This window comes from Microbacterium sp. UBA837 (assembly GCF_002296025.1).
Lineage (GTDB): Bacteria > Actinomycetota > Actinomycetes > Actinomycetales > Microbacteriaceae > Microbacterium.
Window position 1 is genome coordinate 38,653 of sequence record NZ_DBHD01000003.1, and the last position, 17,235, is coordinate 55,887.

Genomic DNA, 17,235 nt, shown 5'->3' on the forward strand with positions numbered 1-17,235 from the left:
TCAGAACACCCCCGTGAGGGCGAGGATTGTCACCGTCGCTGCGACGCCGACCGCCACCGCGCCCGCGATGATCGTCGGGATGAGCCAGCGGCTGCGTGCAGGCCGTGAGGGCGAGGACCCGGCGAGCACTGTGCCGTCCAGGCTCACCCGGCGCGCGGTGGAGCGCGACGCGCGCTGCGGGCGGCGGGAGGCGTGCTCGACGGTGGGGCGGACTGGGCCGCGCAGTGAGTTGTCCTGGAAGTCGATCGCGGCTCCCGCGGCCGCCCACTCGTCGACGGCAATCTCGAGGGGTGTCGAAGGGAGCCCCATCTCGTGCTGGACGACCTGCAGCTCGTAGGCGAACTGCGCCGCCGAGGCTTGGCGCCGTGCGGGGTCTTTGCTCATCGACCGCTGCAGCAGCGCTTCGAGCGAAGCAGGCACATCCGATCGACCTATCGGGGTGTACTGAGCCTTGCGGATCCGGCCCTTGAGCTGATCCCGCCCGTTCTGCCCGCTGCCGGCGATCTCGAAGGGGCTCCGCCCAGCGAGCAGCGTGTAGATCGTCGCGCCGAGGCTCCACACCTCGCTGGGGATCGAGCCCGAAATCGATTCGTCGACGACCTCCGGGGCGCTCCACGGGACAGACATAGCGAAGACCTCACCGTCGCCGCGGGCGTTGATCGAGGCCGCGATCCCGAAGTCCGACAGTACCGGAGCCCCGAAGGCAGTCATGAGGATGTTCGAGGGCTTGATATCGCGGTGCAGCAGACCCGCGCGATGGGCGGTTTCGAGGGCAGACCCGATCTTCACGCCGAGAGCGACGATCTCGGCGACCGGTATGAGCTCGCGTCGATAGCGGTTGGTCATCGAATTCGGGCAGTGCTCCATCACGATGTAGGGGCGACCGTCTGCCGAGACGCTGGCCTGGTAGATCGTGAGGATGGAGGGGTGAGCGCTCAGGCGCGCCATGACGTCGGCTTCCGCGTTGAACATCCGCAGCAGGCCGTCGTCAACGATGTCTTGAAGCAGCACCTTGACGGCGACGGGGCGGCGAGGCATGTTTTGCTCGAACAGGAACACGTCGGCAAAGCCGCCGGTGCCCAGTGGTCTCACATAGGTGAATCCGCTGAGGATCGGCGGCGCCGCTGGTAGGCGCCCTGCCATTGTTTCCCCCTCGAAGTGAGCGCGGCACCGTCGGGTGTGTGTACCGCGTTCAACTGCGTGACTGCCCTTGTTCCCCTGGCCGTTCGGATATTTCCTATCACATGCGGATCACGACTGTGCAACTCCGGCCGCGGGGACGGCCTTAGCGAGACAGAGTGACCTCGGCGATATTGCCGTCGCCGAAATCGACGCGGTCGCCGGGCGCTAGCGTTATCTCGCGATCGCGCACTTCGATCGTCGGGCCGTCTCCTACAGTGACGAATGTGCCGTTGGTGGACCGGAGGTCCCGGAGCCGCAGCTGCACCCCCTCGGCGACTACCTCGGCGTGTGTTGCGGACACCTCGTGTCGCGGCGAAGCGAGGGCCACTGTCGTCGCGCCCGCGCGAGTGGGTGAGCGGCCGAAGACGACGGTCCCCGCGATGGGAATGAGTGGGCCATTCCTGAAGTGCAGAGCCAGGCGCGGTTCGACGCGGCGCTGCCCGATGACGGTGGCATCGTCGAGATCCGCGCGGGCGGCGGCCCTCGAACCGATCACCGTGCGGTCGTCGAGCTCGCCGTGCTCGGGGTCGGCGCTCGGCACCATACCGGTCGCCCAGCGAGGCTCGGACGAGTGCTCGACAGCTGTGTCGAACTCCGGAAGTGGAATGCCCCAGTGGACCTGTTCGGTGCGGACGACTCCGCGCTCGACGGGCAGTCGCGCCGGCCCCGGAGGCTCTCCGCGCAGACCGATCGTCAGCTCGGCGATCTGCTGTGTCGATGCTTCGACCCACGTGGCCGCACCCTTGCCCGAGTAGCGCTGATGCTGGGCGCTGCCGACCTCAGCCCGTCCTCGCCCGCGGAGGGCGAGGGATGCCGAGCCGGTCGAGGCGTCCAGCAGCTCGATCAGCGCGAAGTCGGGGATCACCCGCACCCCGCGGGTGACCAGGGCTTCGAGGATGCTCTCCAGCGTCGCATCCGGGGTTGTCATCGTGCGCCACAGCTCGAGTGCGTGGCCCGCGTCGGTAGCGATCGTCAGGACGAACCGATCGGTGATCAGGCCCCAGGCGTCGCGATCGGCAGCCGCCGGGGTATAGCTGAACATGCGCACAGCATATTGCGCGCCCGTGGGGTCTTCTTCGCGCCACCCACGGCATCGCGGGCTGCGCCATGCCACGTAGGTAGGAATCATGACGATTCCTACGCTGCAGCTTCTCGATGGCAACCGCATTCCGCAGGTGGGTTATGGCGTGTTCAAGGTTCCGGCCGATGACACGCGTCGTGCAGTGCTCGAGGCGTTCGAACTCGGTTATCGGCATATCGACACGGCGGCCATCTACGGCAACGAAGAGGGGGTCGGTGCTGCGATCGCCGAGAGCGGCATCCCGCGCGACGAGCTTTTCATCACGACGAAGCTCTGGAACGACCGCCACGACGGCGACGAACCCCGAGCTGCGCTGGGCGAAAGCCTCGACAAGCTCGGACTCGACGCCGTCGACCTGTACCTCGTGCACTGCCCGACTCCGGCACGCGACAACTATGTGCACGCGTGGGAGCGCCTGATCGACCTGCGTGAGCAGGGTCTCACGCGAAGCATCGGGGTCGCGAACTTCCTTGTTCCCCACCTCGAGCGGATCATCGCCGAGACCGGAGTCGCCCCCGTCCTCGACCAGATCGAACTCCACCCCGCATACCAGCAGCGGGAGGTGGTCGAGTGGGCGAGCGCTCGCGGCATCCGGATCGAGGCCTGGGGCCCGCTCGGTCAGGGCAAGTACGACCTGTTCTCGGCTCCGGCTGTCGCAGGCGCGGCCGCCGCGCACGGCAAGACCCCGGCGCAGGTCGTGCTGCGCTGGCACCTCGACAAGGGCAACATCGTTTTCCCCAAGTCCGTGCGACGTGAGCGGCTCGCCGAGAACATCGACATCGTCGATTTCGCCTTGACGGATGCCGAGATCGCCGCGATCGACGCGATCGACCCGGGCGATGGTTCGGGTCGTGTCTCGGCGCATCCCGACGAGGTCAACTGAGCGCCACGCGTCAGATCCAGGTGGGCGACCAGTTGTGGAGTCGCCAGAAGTCGTAGGGCACGCCGGTCGCGGTGAGGATCGGGTACCAGAACGCTGAGAGCGCCACCGCCACGATGAGGAAGACGGCGACGACACGCTGGCCCGTCACGCGCCTGTCTGGACGTGCCCCGGCGGGATGGGCCAGATCGCGCAGCGCCAGCCCCAGCGCCAGCAGCAGGAACGGCAGCATCACGACCGTGTAGAACTGGAACACCGTACGCTCGGGGTAAAGGAGCCACGGCACCCAGGTGACGGCGATGCCGGTCAGGACGAAGCCGGAGGCGAGGTCCCGACGCCGTACGAACCGGATGACGAGGTAGACCGTTGCTGCGACGGCGGCGTACCACACGAGCGGGTTCGGCATCGAGTAGATGTTCTGCACGCACCCTGCGGCTGCCGTGCAGCCCGCCTCGCCGAGCGGGTCGCTGTGATAGAACATCGAGGTCGGGCGGGCAAGAAGCGGCCACTGCCAGGCCGGGCTTGCGTAACTGTGGCTTGCCGACAGCCCCACGTGGAAGCCGTACATCGCCTGGTGATACGCCCAGAGATTCTGCAGCGACAGCGGCACCCACGACCAGAACCCGGTGGCGGGCGCGCCGTCCACGGCGTGCCTGTCGTAGCCACCGTCGGTCACCAGCCACCCCGTCCACGTCGCGAGGTAGAGCAGGAGTGCCGGCGGCACGAGCAGCACGAAGGTCACCGGTCCCTGGCGCACCGCGGCATCGGCGGGCCAGTACTCGACGCCCCGCCGGCGCCGCTCCAGGGCGTCGACGATGACGAGGTAGATGCCGATGCCGGCCAGGACGTAGAGGCCTGACCACTTCACGGCGGTCGCCGCTCCTGCGGCAAGGCCGGCCGCGAGGACCCACGGCCTCGCCCAGAAGACCGGACCCCAACGGGGGTCGGTTCCCCAGCGTCCGACGGTCACTCGTCGGGGCCACTCCCTCTCGCGGAGCCATCGTCGATCCAGCAGAACGAACCAGAACGCCAGCAGCGTGAAGAACATGACGAAGGTGTCGAGCAGCGCGACGCGACTGAGCACGATGGCCAGTCCATCGATCGCCATGAGGCCCGCTGTCGCCGTCGCCACACCGATCGAGCGGGTGAGAGTGAGTGCGACGACGTAGAGCAGGAGCACCGCGAGGGTGCCGAACAGCGCTGTGGCCAAGCGCCATCCGACCGATGAGTCGGCGCCGAACAGTGCCATCCCCGCGCCGATGAGGAACTTGCCCAGCGGAGGGTGGACGACGAAACTCCCCTCGTCGAGGAAGATGTCGGTCTCGCCGGCAGCGAATCGCTCATCGGCCTCGTCGGGCCACTTCGCCGCGAACCCCAGGTTCCACTGGGACCAGGCATCTTTCACGTAGTAGGTCTCGTCGAAGACGAGTTCGTGTGGATGTCCGAGGTTCCAGAAGCGCAGGATGCCGGCAACGGCAGTCACGAGCGCCGGCACCGCGATCTGCAGTCGGGGGGAGGCCGCGACCCGGGTGCTGACACGGTCGTAGACCGTCGGCCGTACGGGGGTCTCGACGGTGGTGGTCACCGTGACAGCCTATTCGGGCGAGGATGTGAGCTCCGGCGGCTCCGACGCAGGGTCCGGCGGTCTCGGGGGGTCATCCGTGACGCCGAGCAGGAAGCCGGCGATCTGCACCGCGGTGCCTTCCAGCACCGGGCCGTTGCCGAAGGCCCACTCGGCATCGGTTGCCCGCACGGTATGGCCGGCGACGACGGCGCGGCGCTCGAACGGTCCGGCGCCGTGGGCGTACAGGGCGACGGCGCCGGCGGTCATCGGGTCGACTTCGAGGTCCGTGCCGAGGTCGGCGGCGATCCGGAGCGCGGCGGCGAGTGCCTTGGAGAGCACGCGGATGCTGCGCCGTTGCGTGAGCACGGCAGCTCGAAAGCCGGTGATCGTTCCATCCGACGCACGCCATGGCCCCGCAAGCCCGGCATCCGTCGCGAACGCCGCCCACATCTCCTTCGCGCCGGTCACCGCCGACAGGCTCTCCAGCAGAGCGTCGATCTCGCGACGGCGATCGCTCGAGACGTCTCCTTCGTCCTGACGCGGTCGGGCGCTGAGAGGAAGAAATCGCAGGAAGTCTGCCACCGGGACAGCGTAGCTGCCGGTTTCCCGCGGGGGAAGGACGAGTGCATGCCGGCTCGGCGATGTGACGGATGTGACAGATTCCGACGTCGTTCGGCACACGCGCCCGGCCCCGATGTGACAGTCACATACAGCATGCCGCTATCATGAGCGAACAGGCGCGGAAACCTGGCACACCGTCATGTGACCGTGCGCACGGAAGGTGTGCGATGAGCGAGGGAGCGGGCGGACGGCCGCCGAGCATCCGGGATGTCGCACGACTTGCCGGCGTCTCCCACCAGACGGTCTCGCGCGTACTCAACGACCATCCGAGCATCCGTCCCGAGACCCGGGCACGCGTCGTGCAGGTGATGACCGACCTGCGCTACACCCCCAACCGGGCGGCGCGCATGCTGGTGACCAGCCGATCGCAGACGATCGGCATCCTCGCGTCCTCCTCCACGCAGTACGGTCCCGCGTCGAGCATCGCGGCGATCGAAGAGGCCGCACGCGAGCGCGGATACTGGGTCTCCACCGCCAACATCGACGCCGCCGATCCGGACTCCATCACGGATGGCATCGCGCACCTGAGCGCCCAGTCGATCGAGGGGCTCGTGGTCATCGCCCCGCAGATGCGGGTCTTTCGCGCGCTGACCTCGCAGCGGATTGATGTTCCCTATGTGACGCTGCAGTCCGCGGTGCTGGGCCCTGAGCACACGCTTTCGGTCGACCAGATCGCGGGGGCCAGAATGGCGACCCGCCACCTCATCGAACTCGGACATCGGCAGATCTATCACATCGCGGGGCCCCAGGACTGGATCGAAGCCGAGGCGCGCATGCGCGGATTCCTGGACGAGATGGACGCTCATGACCTGCCGATGACGGCGCCGATCCTGGGGGACTGGACGGCGGAGTTCGGCTACCACGCCGGGCGGGAGCTGCTGCGAGTCCGCGACTTCACGGCGGTCTTCGCCTCGAACGACCAAATGGCCCTCGGTCTTCTCCATGCGATCCGTGACGAGGGACTGTCGGTGCCGCGGGACATCAGCATCGTGGGCTTCGACGACATCCCCGAAGCCGCACACTTCTGGCCGCCGTTGACCACTGTGAGGCAGGACTTCCCCGAGTTGGGCCGCCGCTGCGTGGCGCTGTTGCTCGATGACACGGGGGCCGGATCTGCCGCTGGAGGGATCGGCACGATCGCGCCGACCTTCATTCCCCGGGCGTCGTCGGGCCCGCTCGGGCGGATCTGACGACCCGCGCTCCGCGGGAAACGGCCCTCCGGCGGCCCGTTACCAATCCGAGACTTTTCGCTGCTTGACACTCGGGACGGCGTCCGGTCTATAGTTTCGCAATGTGACCGGTCACATTGATCGTCACACCGATCACCAACGATCGGAACGAAGGAGTTCAGCCATGCCGCCCAAGGATGTTGCGGGCACGACCGAGGGGTACGCCGCCGGTGTGAAAGCCGAAGTCGCGATCGCCCGGACGCGTGCCGATGTCGCTCATCGGCAGGCTGAGCTCGAGCAACGCGGCCTGGTCGCCTGCCCGCGCGGCAACGCGTCGGCGCGCATCACCGCCGCCGACCTTTTCGTGATCGCCCCCGCCGGTGCGTTCCTCGACAAGATCTCTCCCGAGCGCATGGTCTTGTGCGATCTCGACGGGGTGGCCCTCCCCGAGGTCCTCGGCAGCGAACGACTCCCGTCCGCGGATGCCTCGGTGCATTCACGCATCTACCGCGATGTCCCGAGCGCGCGGGCGATCGTTCACACCGACTCGCCGTACGCGTTGGCCTGGGCAGCTCGTGCTGCGTCGTTGCCCTGCCTCACGGTCGCCGCCGCCGAAGAGTTCGGAGGTGCAGTTCCCGTGACCGTGACCGACGTCGCTGATCAGGAGACGCTCGGGGAGGCTGTCGCCGGTGCCCTCGCGTCCCCGTGTTCGGTCGCCCTGGTCCGCGCGGTCGGGGTCTTCGCGATCGGTGCTGACCTCCGCGAGGCCATGAGGGTCGCGACCTCCCTCGAAGTCGCGGCGCGTCACGCGTTCCTCGTCTCTCAGTCCGGTCCGCTCGATGATCTCGCTCTCGACGCCGCGGTCGCCGCGGCGCTGCACGAGCGCGCCCGCCGTCATGCCACCTCGACCCCGGACGCCGCTGCGCCCGGGTCAGGTCTCACCCACAACTGAACACCCACAACTGAATACACGCACTCACCAGGACAACACCAAGACAACGATGTCCTTCAGAAAGGAAATCACTGTGAAGAGCACAAAGATTCTGCTCGCCGGAGCGGCAACCCTCGCCGCCGGTGCCCTGCTGCTTTCCGGATGCTCCGGCTCCGGTGGCGGCGGTTCGACCGACGGCGGCGGCGGAGACGGCGGCCTCGTCGGCGTCGCGATGCCCACCAAGAGCTCCGAGCGCTGGATCCAGGACGGCGACGCCGTCAAGGCGCAGCTCGAAGAGCAGGGCTTCACCGTCGACCTGCAGTACGCCGAGGACGACATCCCCACTCAGGTCTCGCAGATCGAGAACATGATCACCAAGGGCGCCGAGGCGCTCATCATCGCCTCGATCGACGGCACGACGCTCACGAGCGTCCTGCAGGAGGCTGCGGATGCCGGCATCCCCGTGATCGCGTATGACCGCCTCATCCGCGACACCGAGAACGTCGACTACTACGCGTCGTTCGACAACTACCAGGTGGGTGTGCAGCAGGCCACGTCGATCCTCAACGGGCTCGGGCTGACAGAGCTGGACGGCACGCCGATCGAGGGCGCCTCGACCGGTCCGTTCAACATCGAGCTGTTCGCCGGTTCGCCCGACGACAACAACGCCTACTTCTTCTGGGACGGCGCGATCGACACCCTTCAGCCGTACTTCGACGACGGAACCCTCGTCGTCGGTTCGGGTCAGACCGACTTCCAGCAGGCCGCGACGCTGCGCTGGGACGGTGAGACCGCTCAGAGCCGTATGGAGGACATCCTCACGGCGAACTACTCCGACGGTACGAAGGTCAACGCCGTGCTCTCGCCCTACGACGGCATCTCGCGAGGCATCATCTCGGCCCTCACCGACGCCGGCTACACGGTCGGCGACGGCTGGCCGATCATCTCGGGTCAGGATGCCGAGCTCGACTCGGTCAAGGCCATCAACCGCGGTGAGCAGTACTCCACGATCTTCAAGGACACCCGACTGCTCGCGCAGGTCGCGGTCGACATGGCGGTCGCGCTCCTGAACGGCGAGAGCCCCGACGTCAACAACACCACGGACTACGACAACGGCGTGAAGGTCGTCCCGTCGTACCTGCTGGAGTCCGCGATCGTCGTCAAGGACAACATCACCGAGGTCCTCGTGGACAGCGGGTACTGGACCGAAGACGAGATCAACGGCTAAGAACGATCGAAGGCACGGTCGGGCGGCGCACTCGCGCCGCCCGATCTGAGCCCTCGGACAAGGAGTCACGATGACCGACAACATCCTGGAGATGCGCAGCATCACCAAGACCTTCCCCGGTGTGAAGGCGCTCTCCAACGTCAACCTCGAGGTCGAGCGCGGCGAGATCCATGCGATCTGCGGTGAGAACGGCGCCGGCAAGTCCACCCTCATGAAGGTGCTCTCGGGCGTGTACCCGCACGGCTCCTACGACGGGACCATCGTCTTCGAGGGCGAGGAGGTCGCGTTCCGCAGCCTCAGCGACAGCGAGGCCAAGGGCATCGTCATCATCCATCAGGAGCTGGCGCTGAGCCCGCACCTCTCGATCGCCGAGAACATCTTCCTGAACAACGAACAGCGCGGAGCCCTCGGTCTCATCGACTGGAACCGCACCAACTTCCAGGCCGCGGAGCTCCTCGCCCGCGTCGGCCTGCGCGACAACCCCCGCACGCCGATCAAGCAGATCGGTGTCGGCAAGCAGCAGCTCGTCGAGATCGCAAAGGCGCTCTCCAAGGAAGTGAAGCTGCTCATCCTCGACGAGCCGACGGCCGCCCTCAACGACGAGGACTCCGACCACCTGCTCGAGTTGATCCTCCAGCTCAAGGAGCAGGGGATCACGTCGATCATCATCAGCCACAAGCTCAACGAGATCAAGAAGATCTCCGACACCGTCACCGTCATCCGCGATGGCAAGACGATCGAGACGATCGCCCGCGACGACGTGACCGAGGACCGCATCATCAAGGACATGGTGGGCCGCGACCTCGAGCATCGCTATCCCGACCATGATCCTCAGATCGGCGAGGAGCTCCTGCGCGTCGAGGACTGGACGGCGCACCACCCGCAAGATCCGTCCCGCGTCGTCGTCGACAACGTGTCGATCAACGTCCGCGCCGGTGAGATCGTCGGCATCGCGGGTCTGATGGGCGCCGGGCGCACCGAGTTCGCGATGAGCCTGTTCGGTCACAGCTACGGCAGCAAGATCACCGGCAAGGTCTTCATGCGCGGTCGCGAGATCAAGACACGCACGGTCGCGGAGGCCATCGAGAACGGACTGGCCTACGCCACCGAGGACCGCAAGACCTACGGACTCAATCTCATCGAAGACATCAAGCGGAACATCTCGATGGCGTCTCTGGGCAAGCTCGAGCGTCTCGGGCTCGTCAACGACAACAAGGAGTATGCGGTCGCCAACGAGTACCGCCGCGACCTCAACATCAAGGCTCCCAACGTGCTCGTCAAGACGGGCAAGCTCTCGGGTGGCAACCAGCAGAAGGTCGTGCTGTCGAAGTGGATCTACTCGGATCCCGACGTGCTCATCCTCGATGAACCGACGCGCGGGATCGACGTCGGCGCCAAGTACGAGATCTACACGATCATCAACAAGCTGGCAGCCGCAGGCAAGGGCATCATCGTCATCTCGTCGGAACTGCCCGAACTTCTCGGGATCTCGGATCGCCTCTACGCCATCTCGGAGGGGCGGATCACCGGTGAGTTGCCCGTCGAGGACGCGACTCCCGAGTCAGTCCTCAAGCTCATGACCATGGAAAAGGCCCGCTGACGGGCCCCGCAGGAGAACACACCATGTCCAACGACACCCAGAACACAGAGTCCACGGCGGCTGGCGCGCTCGTCAACCCGCCCGACAACCGGTTCACCCGCTGGTTCAGCAACATCCTCGCCGACCTGGGCAAGAACGGCATCTTCATCGCCCTGATCGCGGTGGTCATCTTCTTCACGATCACCACCGACGGCATCCTGCTGCGACCCCAGAACATCTCGAACCTGATCGTCCAGAACGGCTACATCCTCGTTCTCGCGATCGGCATGGTGATGGTCATCATCGCCGGCCACATCGACCTGTCGGTCGGTTCGGTGGCAGCCTTCATCGGTGCGCTCTCGGGTGTCTTCGCCGTGCAGTGGGGCCTGCCGTGGTGGCTTGCGATCGTGCTGTCGCTGTTGATCGGCGCCGTCGTGGGAGCGTGGCAGGGCTTCTGGGTGGCCTTCGTCGGTATTCCGGCCTTCATCGTGACCCTCGCCGGCATGCTCATCTTCCGAGGCCTCGCCCTCGTCGTGCTCGGAAACGCCAACATCGGATCGTTCCCCGAGGAGTACCGTGCCCTCGGCAACGGATTCCTCACCGGCGTCTTCGGTGAGGGCACGCCCGACATCTTCACGCTGCTGGTCGGCGCAGCCGCGATCGTGCTGCTCGTCCTCAATCAGGTGCGCTCGCGCGCCGCGCGTCTGAAGTACGGCCAGGAGGTCGACCCGATCGTCTGGTTCATCGTGAAGCTCCTCCTCGTGGCGGCCGCGATCGGCTTCTTCATGTTCGCGCTCGCGTCGTACAAGGGCATCCCGGTCACGCTGATCATCCTGGCCGTGCTCGTGCTGTTCTACGGCACCGTCATGAACCGCTCCGTCTTCGGTCGGCACGTATACGCGATCGGCGGGAACCGGCACGCCGCCGAGCTGTCGGGCATCAAGACCCGGCGCGTCGACTTCCTCCTGTTCGTCAACATGGGCTTCCTCGCCGCTCTGGCCGGCCTGATCTTCACCGCGCGTCTGAACCTCGCGGGGCCCAAGGCCGGTGACGGCTTCGAGCTCGAGGCGATCTCGGCGGCCTTCATCGGTGGCGCGGCGGTTCAGGGTGGTGTCGGCACGATCGGTGGAGCCATCATCGGTGGCCTCATCATCGGTGTGCTCAACAACGGTATGTCGATCATGGGCATCGGTATCGAGTGGCAGCAGGCGGTCAAGGGTCTCGTGCTGCTGCTGGCCGTGGCCTTCGACGTCTACAACAAGCGACGCTCCGGCAACAGCTGAGTCAGTCGGACGGGCGCGGCCCCAGCCTCAGGCGACCGGCCTAGGCTGGGGCCGTGATCATCCTTGCCGCCACGCCGATCGGGAATCTCGGCGACGCGTCCCAGCGCCTCATCGACGCGTTGGAAAATGCGCAGGTGGTCGCCTCCGAAGACACCCGGACGACGCAGCGGCTCCTCGCCGCGCTCGGCATCCAGAACCGGCCCCGACTGATCGCCGTGCACGACCACAATGAGAAGGCGCGCGCAGCGGAGATCGTCGATCTCGCGCGCGAAGGCGATGTGCTCCTGCTCTCGGATGCGGGGATGCCGACCATCAGCGACCCGGGATTCGGGGTCGTCGCCACGGCGGCCGATGCCGGCGTCGCAGTGAGCGTCCTGCCAGGGCCGAGTGCGGTCCTCGCGGCGCTGGCGGTGTCGGGCCTCCCGACCGATCGTTTCACGTTCGAGGGCTTCGTGCCGCGCAAGGCGGGGGAGCGGCGCGGGGCACTGTCGGCTCTGCGTGCCGAATCCCGCACGATGGTGTTCTTCGAATCACCTGGACGGTGCGCCCAGACCCTCGCCGACATGGCCGAGGTCCTCGGCGCCGATCGCGCCGCCGCCGTCTGCCGCGAACTCACCAAACTCCACGAAGAAGTGCGCCGCGGATCCCTCGAGGAGCTCGCAACATGGGCGGCCGAGGGGATCAAAGGTGAGATCGTCATCGTCGTCGGCGGCGCTGCGGGGCCCGCGATGTCGTTCGAGGACGCGGTGGCGTACGTCTCGGATCTCCTCGCGCAGGGCAAACGCCTGAAGGATGCCTGCGCCGACGTCGCCGCAGCATCCGGGCACTCGTCGCGTGAGCTCTACAACGCATCGCTGTCACAGACCCGCGAGGCGGCATCAGCCCGAACTAGACTTCACGGGTGAGTTCCGGCAGTTCTTTCTACATCACGACGCCGATCTACTACCCGAGCGATGTCCCCCACATCGGCCACGGGTACACGACGGTCGCCGTCGACACGCTCGCGCGTTGGCACCGGCAGTCCGGTGACGACACCTGGATGCTCACCGGCACCGATGAGCACGGACAGAAGATGCTGCGGGCTGCTGCCGCGAACGGTGCGACACCGCAGGAGTGGGTCGATCGCCTCGTGGGTGAGTCGTGGTTCCCGCTGCTTCGCACCCTGGATGTCGCCAACGACGACTTCATCCGCACGACCCAGGCCCGGCACGAGGAGCGTGTGACGCAGTTCGTCCAGGCGATCTACGACAACGGCTACATCTACGCCGGCGAATTCGAGGCGCTGTACTGCGTCGGCTGTGAGGAGTTCAAGACCGAGGCCGAGATCATGGACGGCACGGGGGCGTTCGAGGGTCTCAAGGTCTGTGCGATCCACTCGAAGCCGCTCGAGCTCCTGCAGGAGAAGAACTACTTCTTCAAGCTCAGCGAGTTCCAGGACCGACTGCTCGAGCTCTACAAGAGCGTGCCCGACTTCGTGCGACCCGAGTCCGCGCGCAACGAAGTGGCATCCTTCGTCCGCAGTGGACTGAAGGACCTCTCCATCTCACGGTCGACCTTCGACTGGGGGATCAAGGTGCCGTGGGATCCCTCGCACGTCATCTATGTGTGGGTCGACGCGCTCCTGAACTACGCCACCGCCGTCGGCTACGGATCCGACCCCGAGCAGTTCGCGCGACGCTGGCCGGCCTATCACGTCGTCGGAAAAGACATCCTGCGCTTCCACGCCGTCATCTGGCCGGCGATGCTCATGGCAGCCGGTGTGGAGGTGCCCCGCGGCGTCTTCGCGCACGGCTGGCTCCTGGTGGGCGGCGAGAAGATGTCGAAGTCCAAGCTCACCGGCATCGCCCCGACCGAGATCACCGACGTCTTCGGCTCAGACGCATACCGTTTCTACTTCCTGTCGGCCATCGCTTTCGGTCAGGACGGATCGTTCTCATGGGAGGATCTGTCCGCGCGCTACCAGGCGGAGCTGGCGAACGGGTTCGGAAACCTTGCCTCGCGGACGGTCGCGATGATCGAGCGGTACTTCGAGGGGATCGTGCCGCCGCCCGCACAGTACACTGACGCCGACCTGGCGATCCAGCGTGTCGTCGCCGACGCGGCGTCGGCGGCGGATGCGGCCATCGAGCGGTTCCGGATCGACGAGGCCATCGCCGCGATCTGGACGATCGTCGACGAACTCAACGGCTACATCACCGAGAACGAGCCGTGGGCCCTTGCAAAGGATGACGCGCAGCGTGCGCGGCTGGAGACCGTGCTGTACACCGCCGCCGAGGGTCTGCGCGCGCTTGCTCAGTTGCTCTCGCCGGTGATGCCTATCTCGACCGAGAAGCTCTGGATCGCCCTCGGCGCTGCCGAGACCATCGGCCGGCTGCAGGATCAGCCCCTTCGCGAGGCGGGGAGTTGGGGTCAGCTGAAGCCGGGCACCTCGATCAATGGCTTGGCGCCGCTGTTCCCCCGGGTCGAGCAGCCCGCGTGAGCGACCCGAGCGCCTACGTGCGGGAGAGGTCGGCATCGGGTCGGCGTGACCTCACCTACCCCCCGCTGCCTGAGCCGGTGGCTGTTCCGGTGTACGACAACCACTGTCACCTCGAGATCGTGGACGGCGACGACCCGCTGGGCCTGTCGGAGCAACTCGCCCGCGCGGCCTCGGCGGGGATCGCGGGTGTGGTGCAGGCATCCGGTGACGTGGAGTCGTCGCGGTGGGCGGTGTGGGCCGCGGAGCATCACCCGCAGGTTCTCGCAGCGGTGGCGATCCACCCGAACGAGGCACCGACCTACGAGGCGGCGGGAGGCCTCGATGAGGCGATCGCGGCGATCGATGAGCTTGCCGCCCACCCTCGGGTGCGGGCGATCGGCGAGACGGGGCTTGACTTCTTCCGCACGGATGCCGAGGGTCAGCCGGCTCAGTACCGGTCTTTCGAGGCGCACATCGCTCTGGCCAAAAAGCACGGCATCGCAATGCAGATCCACGACCGGGACGCGCACGACGAGGTTCTGCGCCTGCTCGAGAGCGTTGGCGCGCCCGAGAAGACCGTCTTCCACTGCTTCTCCGGGGATGCCGAGATGGCGCGGATCGCCGCCGACCGCGGCTACTACCTCTCTTTCGCGGGCAACATCACGTTCAAGAACGCGCAGAATCTGCGCGATGCGCTCGCCGTGACCCCGGCGGAGCGCATCCTGGTCGAAACCGACGCGCCCTTTCTCACTCCGGTACCCCACCGTGGGCGCCCCAACGCGCCGTATCTCGTGCCGATCACCCTGCGCTTCATGGCAGCAGAGCTGGGTGTTTCCGTCGACGAGCTCGCCGCCCAGGTCGCCGCGAACACGCTCGAGGTTTACGGCACGTTCGCCTGAACGGAAGCGCGCGGGACCCCGTCGTCCCGGCGGATGCGGCTCGGGGTCGCGCGGGTCGTTGATCCACCTTCCAACTCCCACGGCAGCACGACCGGCGAGCTCGGGGTGCTCGCCGTCTCCAGCGCGTTCACGAGTTCGGGAAAGAGCAGCGCGGGAGCGAGCTCGGGGTGGACGCACACGTGCGTCACGCTCAGGCGGCGGTTGAGTGCGCAGTCGTGAAGACAGAGCGCGACAAGCTGCAGATCCCGCGGCAAGACGACATCGAGCGCGGCGAGGTCGAGGAACAGGCGCGGCCCCTCCTGCGCGAACGAGAACAGCCCGTCGACACCGTGCAGCAGGAGTTCACGGATGCTCCCCGCAAGCTCCAGGCTCGCGGCATCCACCCGGGCGACGATCGGGGCCTGGCCGCGGCTGGCACACCACTGCTGGTAGACGCTTTCGCCGATCTCCAGACGGGGAAGCCCCGGTTCGCCGGTGAGAAGCCCGATGTTCGTGGCGCCACTGGCAGCGAGCAGGTCAAGGGCCGCGGTCGCGGCATCCTCGTATCCGGTGCGGATCCACATCCCTGCGTCCGGCGGAAGGGGGAGGTCATTGGTGATGACGGGGATGCTCTGCGCTGCAGCGATCGCCAGCAGTGGGTCGCTCTCGCGGGCGTCGGGCGCGTACACGGCGTCTACCCGGGCGCTGCGCAGCAGCTCCGGGCGCGCATAGGGGATGACCGTGACCGTGAAGTGGTGCGCGGCTGCGGCGTCAACGAGGGCACTGAGCTGTCGCATGGCGTATTGCGCCTGAGTGGCCTCGCGAACCGGGTCAAGCGGCGGTGACGCGACGTACCCGATCGAGAGTGTTCGCCCGCGCCGGAGCGCTGCGGCGTAGCGGTCGGGGGAGTATCCGAGTTCGGTCGCGGCATCGAGTATCCGCTGTCTGGTGTCGGCGCTGAGCGCGCCCCGGCCATTGAGTGCCTGACTGACCGCGGCGGTGGACACGCCAGCTCTCGCCGCGACATCCTTCACCGTGACCCGCGCGCGCGGCAACGGGATCGGTGTCTGGTCGGGCTGCTGGGTCATGCTCACTCACGTGCCGGGATTCGGCGCCTCCGAGAAAACTGTCTCGACCGCTGCTGACCAGCGTTCGCCCTCCCCGGAGGACGCCAGTGTATGGCCGCGCGCAACGACGTGATGCATGATCACGCCGGCAAAATGCCGGAGCGCCCGTTCGGTCTTCAGCGAACTCTCCGAGGGGTTCTCGGGGAGGCGCGCGATCTCAGCATCCAGGAGCTGTTGAACCCACCCTCGCGCCGCTCGAACCGCCGGCGCGACATCGTGGACCCGACCTGCCCCGGCGTGGCGGAGCGCTGCGTCGGCGACGATCGCTTTCGCATCGGCGAGCGAGGCGAACTCGTCAAGCGGTGCGTGCAAGCGAATCGTCTCGAGGTCGAGCACCTCGACGCCGTGACGCGCCTGCACGTCGGCGGCGACGTTCCGGGGCATGCCGAGGTCGATCACCAGGAGCCGCTCGGCTGCGGCTGTCACCGCGGCGCGACCGGCATCCAGCTCGTCGCCGCCGAGCACGACCCGGGTCGTGCAGGTCACGATGACATCGGCCGACGCGATCTCGGCGGGAAACGATTCCGGGTCGACCGGGATCAGTCCGTGTCGTTGGGCGAACGCGGGGCCGCGACCGGAGGCCGAATGAACACGGATGCCGCGCGCGCCGCGCGCGCGCAGTGCCGCCAATGCTGCCGCGGCATACTGACCGGTCCCGATCAGGAGCACGCGGGCGCTTGACCAGTCGGCGATCCGTGAGGAGGCGAGCTCCAGGGCAAGTCGAACCAGAGAACGACCGGATTCCCCCACGCGCGCCGAGTTCTTGACGGTCCGCGATGTTTCTTTCGCGCGCTCGAAGAGGTGCTCGAGGGCGCGGGTCGTCATCCCCTCGCCGCGGGCGTCTTCGTAGGCGCGCGTGACCTGACCCGCGATCTCGTCCTCGCCGACCACGACCGAGTCCAGGCCCGACGCCACGGCGAACAGATGATGCGCGACACGATTGCCGACGGTGACATCGAGCGTTTCGCGCAGCTCTCGGTAGTCGATACCCGAGGCATCGGCCAGCTCGCCGAGCGCGGCAGTGACGGCGGACTCAGCAGAGTGGCCCTCGTCGGGGTCGATATCGAGGTAGGCCTCGAACCGATTGCAGGTGGCAAGCACGACGGCTCCGCCGATCGACTCGTGGGCGAGGGGGATGTCGCGGCGGACCTCGCCACCCACCTCGGCCAGGCGCTCAAGAGAGGCGAACGGGGTAGCCCGATGGTTGGCCGATAGGCAGACCAGCATCGCTTCCTCCTCGCGTCGACTGGTTAG

At 67.1% G+C, this 17,235-nt stretch carries 15 protein-coding genes; 9 read left to right on the forward strand and 6 right to left on the reverse strand.

All coding sequences use genetic code 11. The annotated features are described in order from the left end of the window. Both B3587_RS00280 and B3587_RS00285 read right to left on the reverse strand, forming a co-directional pair. Positions 1-1,143 carry a serine/threonine-protein kinase gene (locus B3587_RS00280; RefSeq protein WP_292725675.1) on the reverse strand — a complete coding sequence of 381 codons (1,143 nt, stop codon included), beginning with the start codon at positions 1,141-1,143 and terminating at the stop codon, positions 1-3. 142 nt (positions 1,144-1,285) lie between these two features. Beyond that, a complete protein-coding gene (locus B3587_RS00285) occupies positions 1,286-2,224 on the reverse strand; it encodes an FHA domain-containing protein (RefSeq protein ID WP_292725677.1) in 939 nt (312 codons plus the stop codon). A gap of 85 nt (positions 2,225-2,309) precedes the next feature. Here B3587_RS00285 and B3587_RS00290 point away from each other — a divergent pair, with 85 nt between their 5' ends. Further along, the gene (locus B3587_RS00290) at positions 2,310-3,146 is read left to right on the forward strand and encodes an aldo/keto reductase (protein ID WP_292725679.1); all 837 of its coding nucleotides are present in this window, start codon (positions 2,310-2,312) and stop codon (positions 3,144-3,146) included. A 10-nt stretch (positions 3,147-3,156) separates the two neighbouring features. Here the strand turns inward: B3587_RS00290 and B3587_RS00295 are convergent, their stop codons facing one another. Further along, positions 3,157-4,728 carry a dolichyl-phosphate-mannose--protein mannosyltransferase gene (locus tag B3587_RS00295; protein ID WP_292725681.1) on the reverse strand — a complete coding sequence of 524 codons (1,572 nt, stop codon included), beginning with the start codon at positions 4,726-4,728 and terminating at the stop codon, positions 3,157-3,159. A 9-nt stretch (positions 4,729-4,737) separates the two neighbouring features. Next, the gene (locus B3587_RS00300) at positions 4,738-5,289 is read right to left on the reverse strand and encodes a hypothetical protein (protein WP_292725683.1); all 552 of its coding nucleotides are present in this window, start codon (positions 5,287-5,289) and stop codon (positions 4,738-4,740) included. A gap of 206 nt (positions 5,290-5,495) precedes the next feature. Here B3587_RS00300 and B3587_RS00305 point away from each other — a divergent pair, with 206 nt between their 5' ends. From B3587_RS00305 to B3587_RS00340, 8 genes are all read left to right on the forward strand, one after another. Then, positions 5,496-6,518, forward strand: a complete 1,023-nt coding sequence (locus B3587_RS00305; RefSeq protein WP_292725685.1) for a LacI family DNA-binding transcriptional regulator — start codon at positions 5,496-5,498, stop codon at positions 6,516-6,518. 163 nt (positions 6,519-6,681) lie between these two features. Beyond that, positions 6,682-7,449, forward strand: coding sequence for a class II aldolase/adducin family protein (locus tag B3587_RS00310; protein ID WP_292725687.1), 768 nt, complete (start codon positions 6,682-6,684; stop codon positions 7,447-7,449). 73 nt (positions 7,450-7,522) lie between these two features. Next, entirely contained in the window at positions 7,523-8,656 is a 1,134-nt protein-coding gene (gene chvE / locus B3587_RS00315; protein WP_348681271.1) for a multiple monosaccharide ABC transporter substrate-binding protein, read from the forward strand. 70 nt (positions 8,657-8,726) lie between these two features. After that, a complete protein-coding gene (gene mmsA / locus B3587_RS00320) occupies positions 8,727-10,256 on the forward strand; it encodes a multiple monosaccharide ABC transporter ATP-binding protein (protein ID WP_292725691.1) in 1,530 nt (509 codons plus the stop codon). A 23-nt stretch (positions 10,257-10,279) separates the two neighbouring features. Beyond that, a complete protein-coding gene (gene mmsB / locus B3587_RS00325) occupies positions 10,280-11,518 on the forward strand; it encodes a multiple monosaccharide ABC transporter permease (RefSeq protein ID WP_292725693.1) in 1,239 nt (412 codons plus the stop codon). A 53-nt stretch (positions 11,519-11,571) separates the two neighbouring features. Continuing rightward, positions 11,572-12,423, forward strand: coding sequence for a 16S rRNA (cytidine(1402)-2'-O)-methyltransferase (gene rsmI / locus B3587_RS00330; protein ID WP_292725695.1), 852 nt, complete (start codon positions 11,572-11,574; stop codon positions 12,421-12,423). After that, positions 12,420-13,997, forward strand: a complete 1,578-nt coding sequence (gene metG, locus B3587_RS00335) for a methionine--tRNA ligase (protein ID WP_292725697.1) — start codon at positions 12,420-12,422, stop codon at positions 13,995-13,997. The genes rsmI and metG overlap by 4 nt, the downstream gene beginning before the upstream one ends. Beyond that, entirely contained in the window at positions 13,994-14,875 is an 882-nt protein-coding gene (locus B3587_RS00340) for a TatD family hydrolase (protein WP_292725700.1), read from the forward strand. The genes metG and B3587_RS00340 overlap by 4 nt, the downstream gene beginning before the upstream one ends. On the opposite strand, the gene B3587_RS00345 is transcribed toward B3587_RS00340, so the two are convergent. Together B3587_RS00345 and B3587_RS00350 are read right to left on the reverse strand one after the other, a co-directional pair. Beyond that, entirely contained in the window at positions 14,857-15,942 is a 1,086-nt protein-coding gene (locus B3587_RS00345) for a LacI family DNA-binding transcriptional regulator (protein ID WP_292725702.1), read from the reverse strand. The genes B3587_RS00340 and B3587_RS00345 overlap by 19 nt on opposite strands. 6 nt (positions 15,943-15,948) lie before the next feature. Further along, entirely contained in the window at positions 15,949-17,208 is a 1,260-nt protein-coding gene (locus tag B3587_RS00350; protein WP_292725704.1) for a glutamyl-tRNA reductase, read from the reverse strand. Positions 17,209-17,235 lie beyond the last annotated feature (27 nt).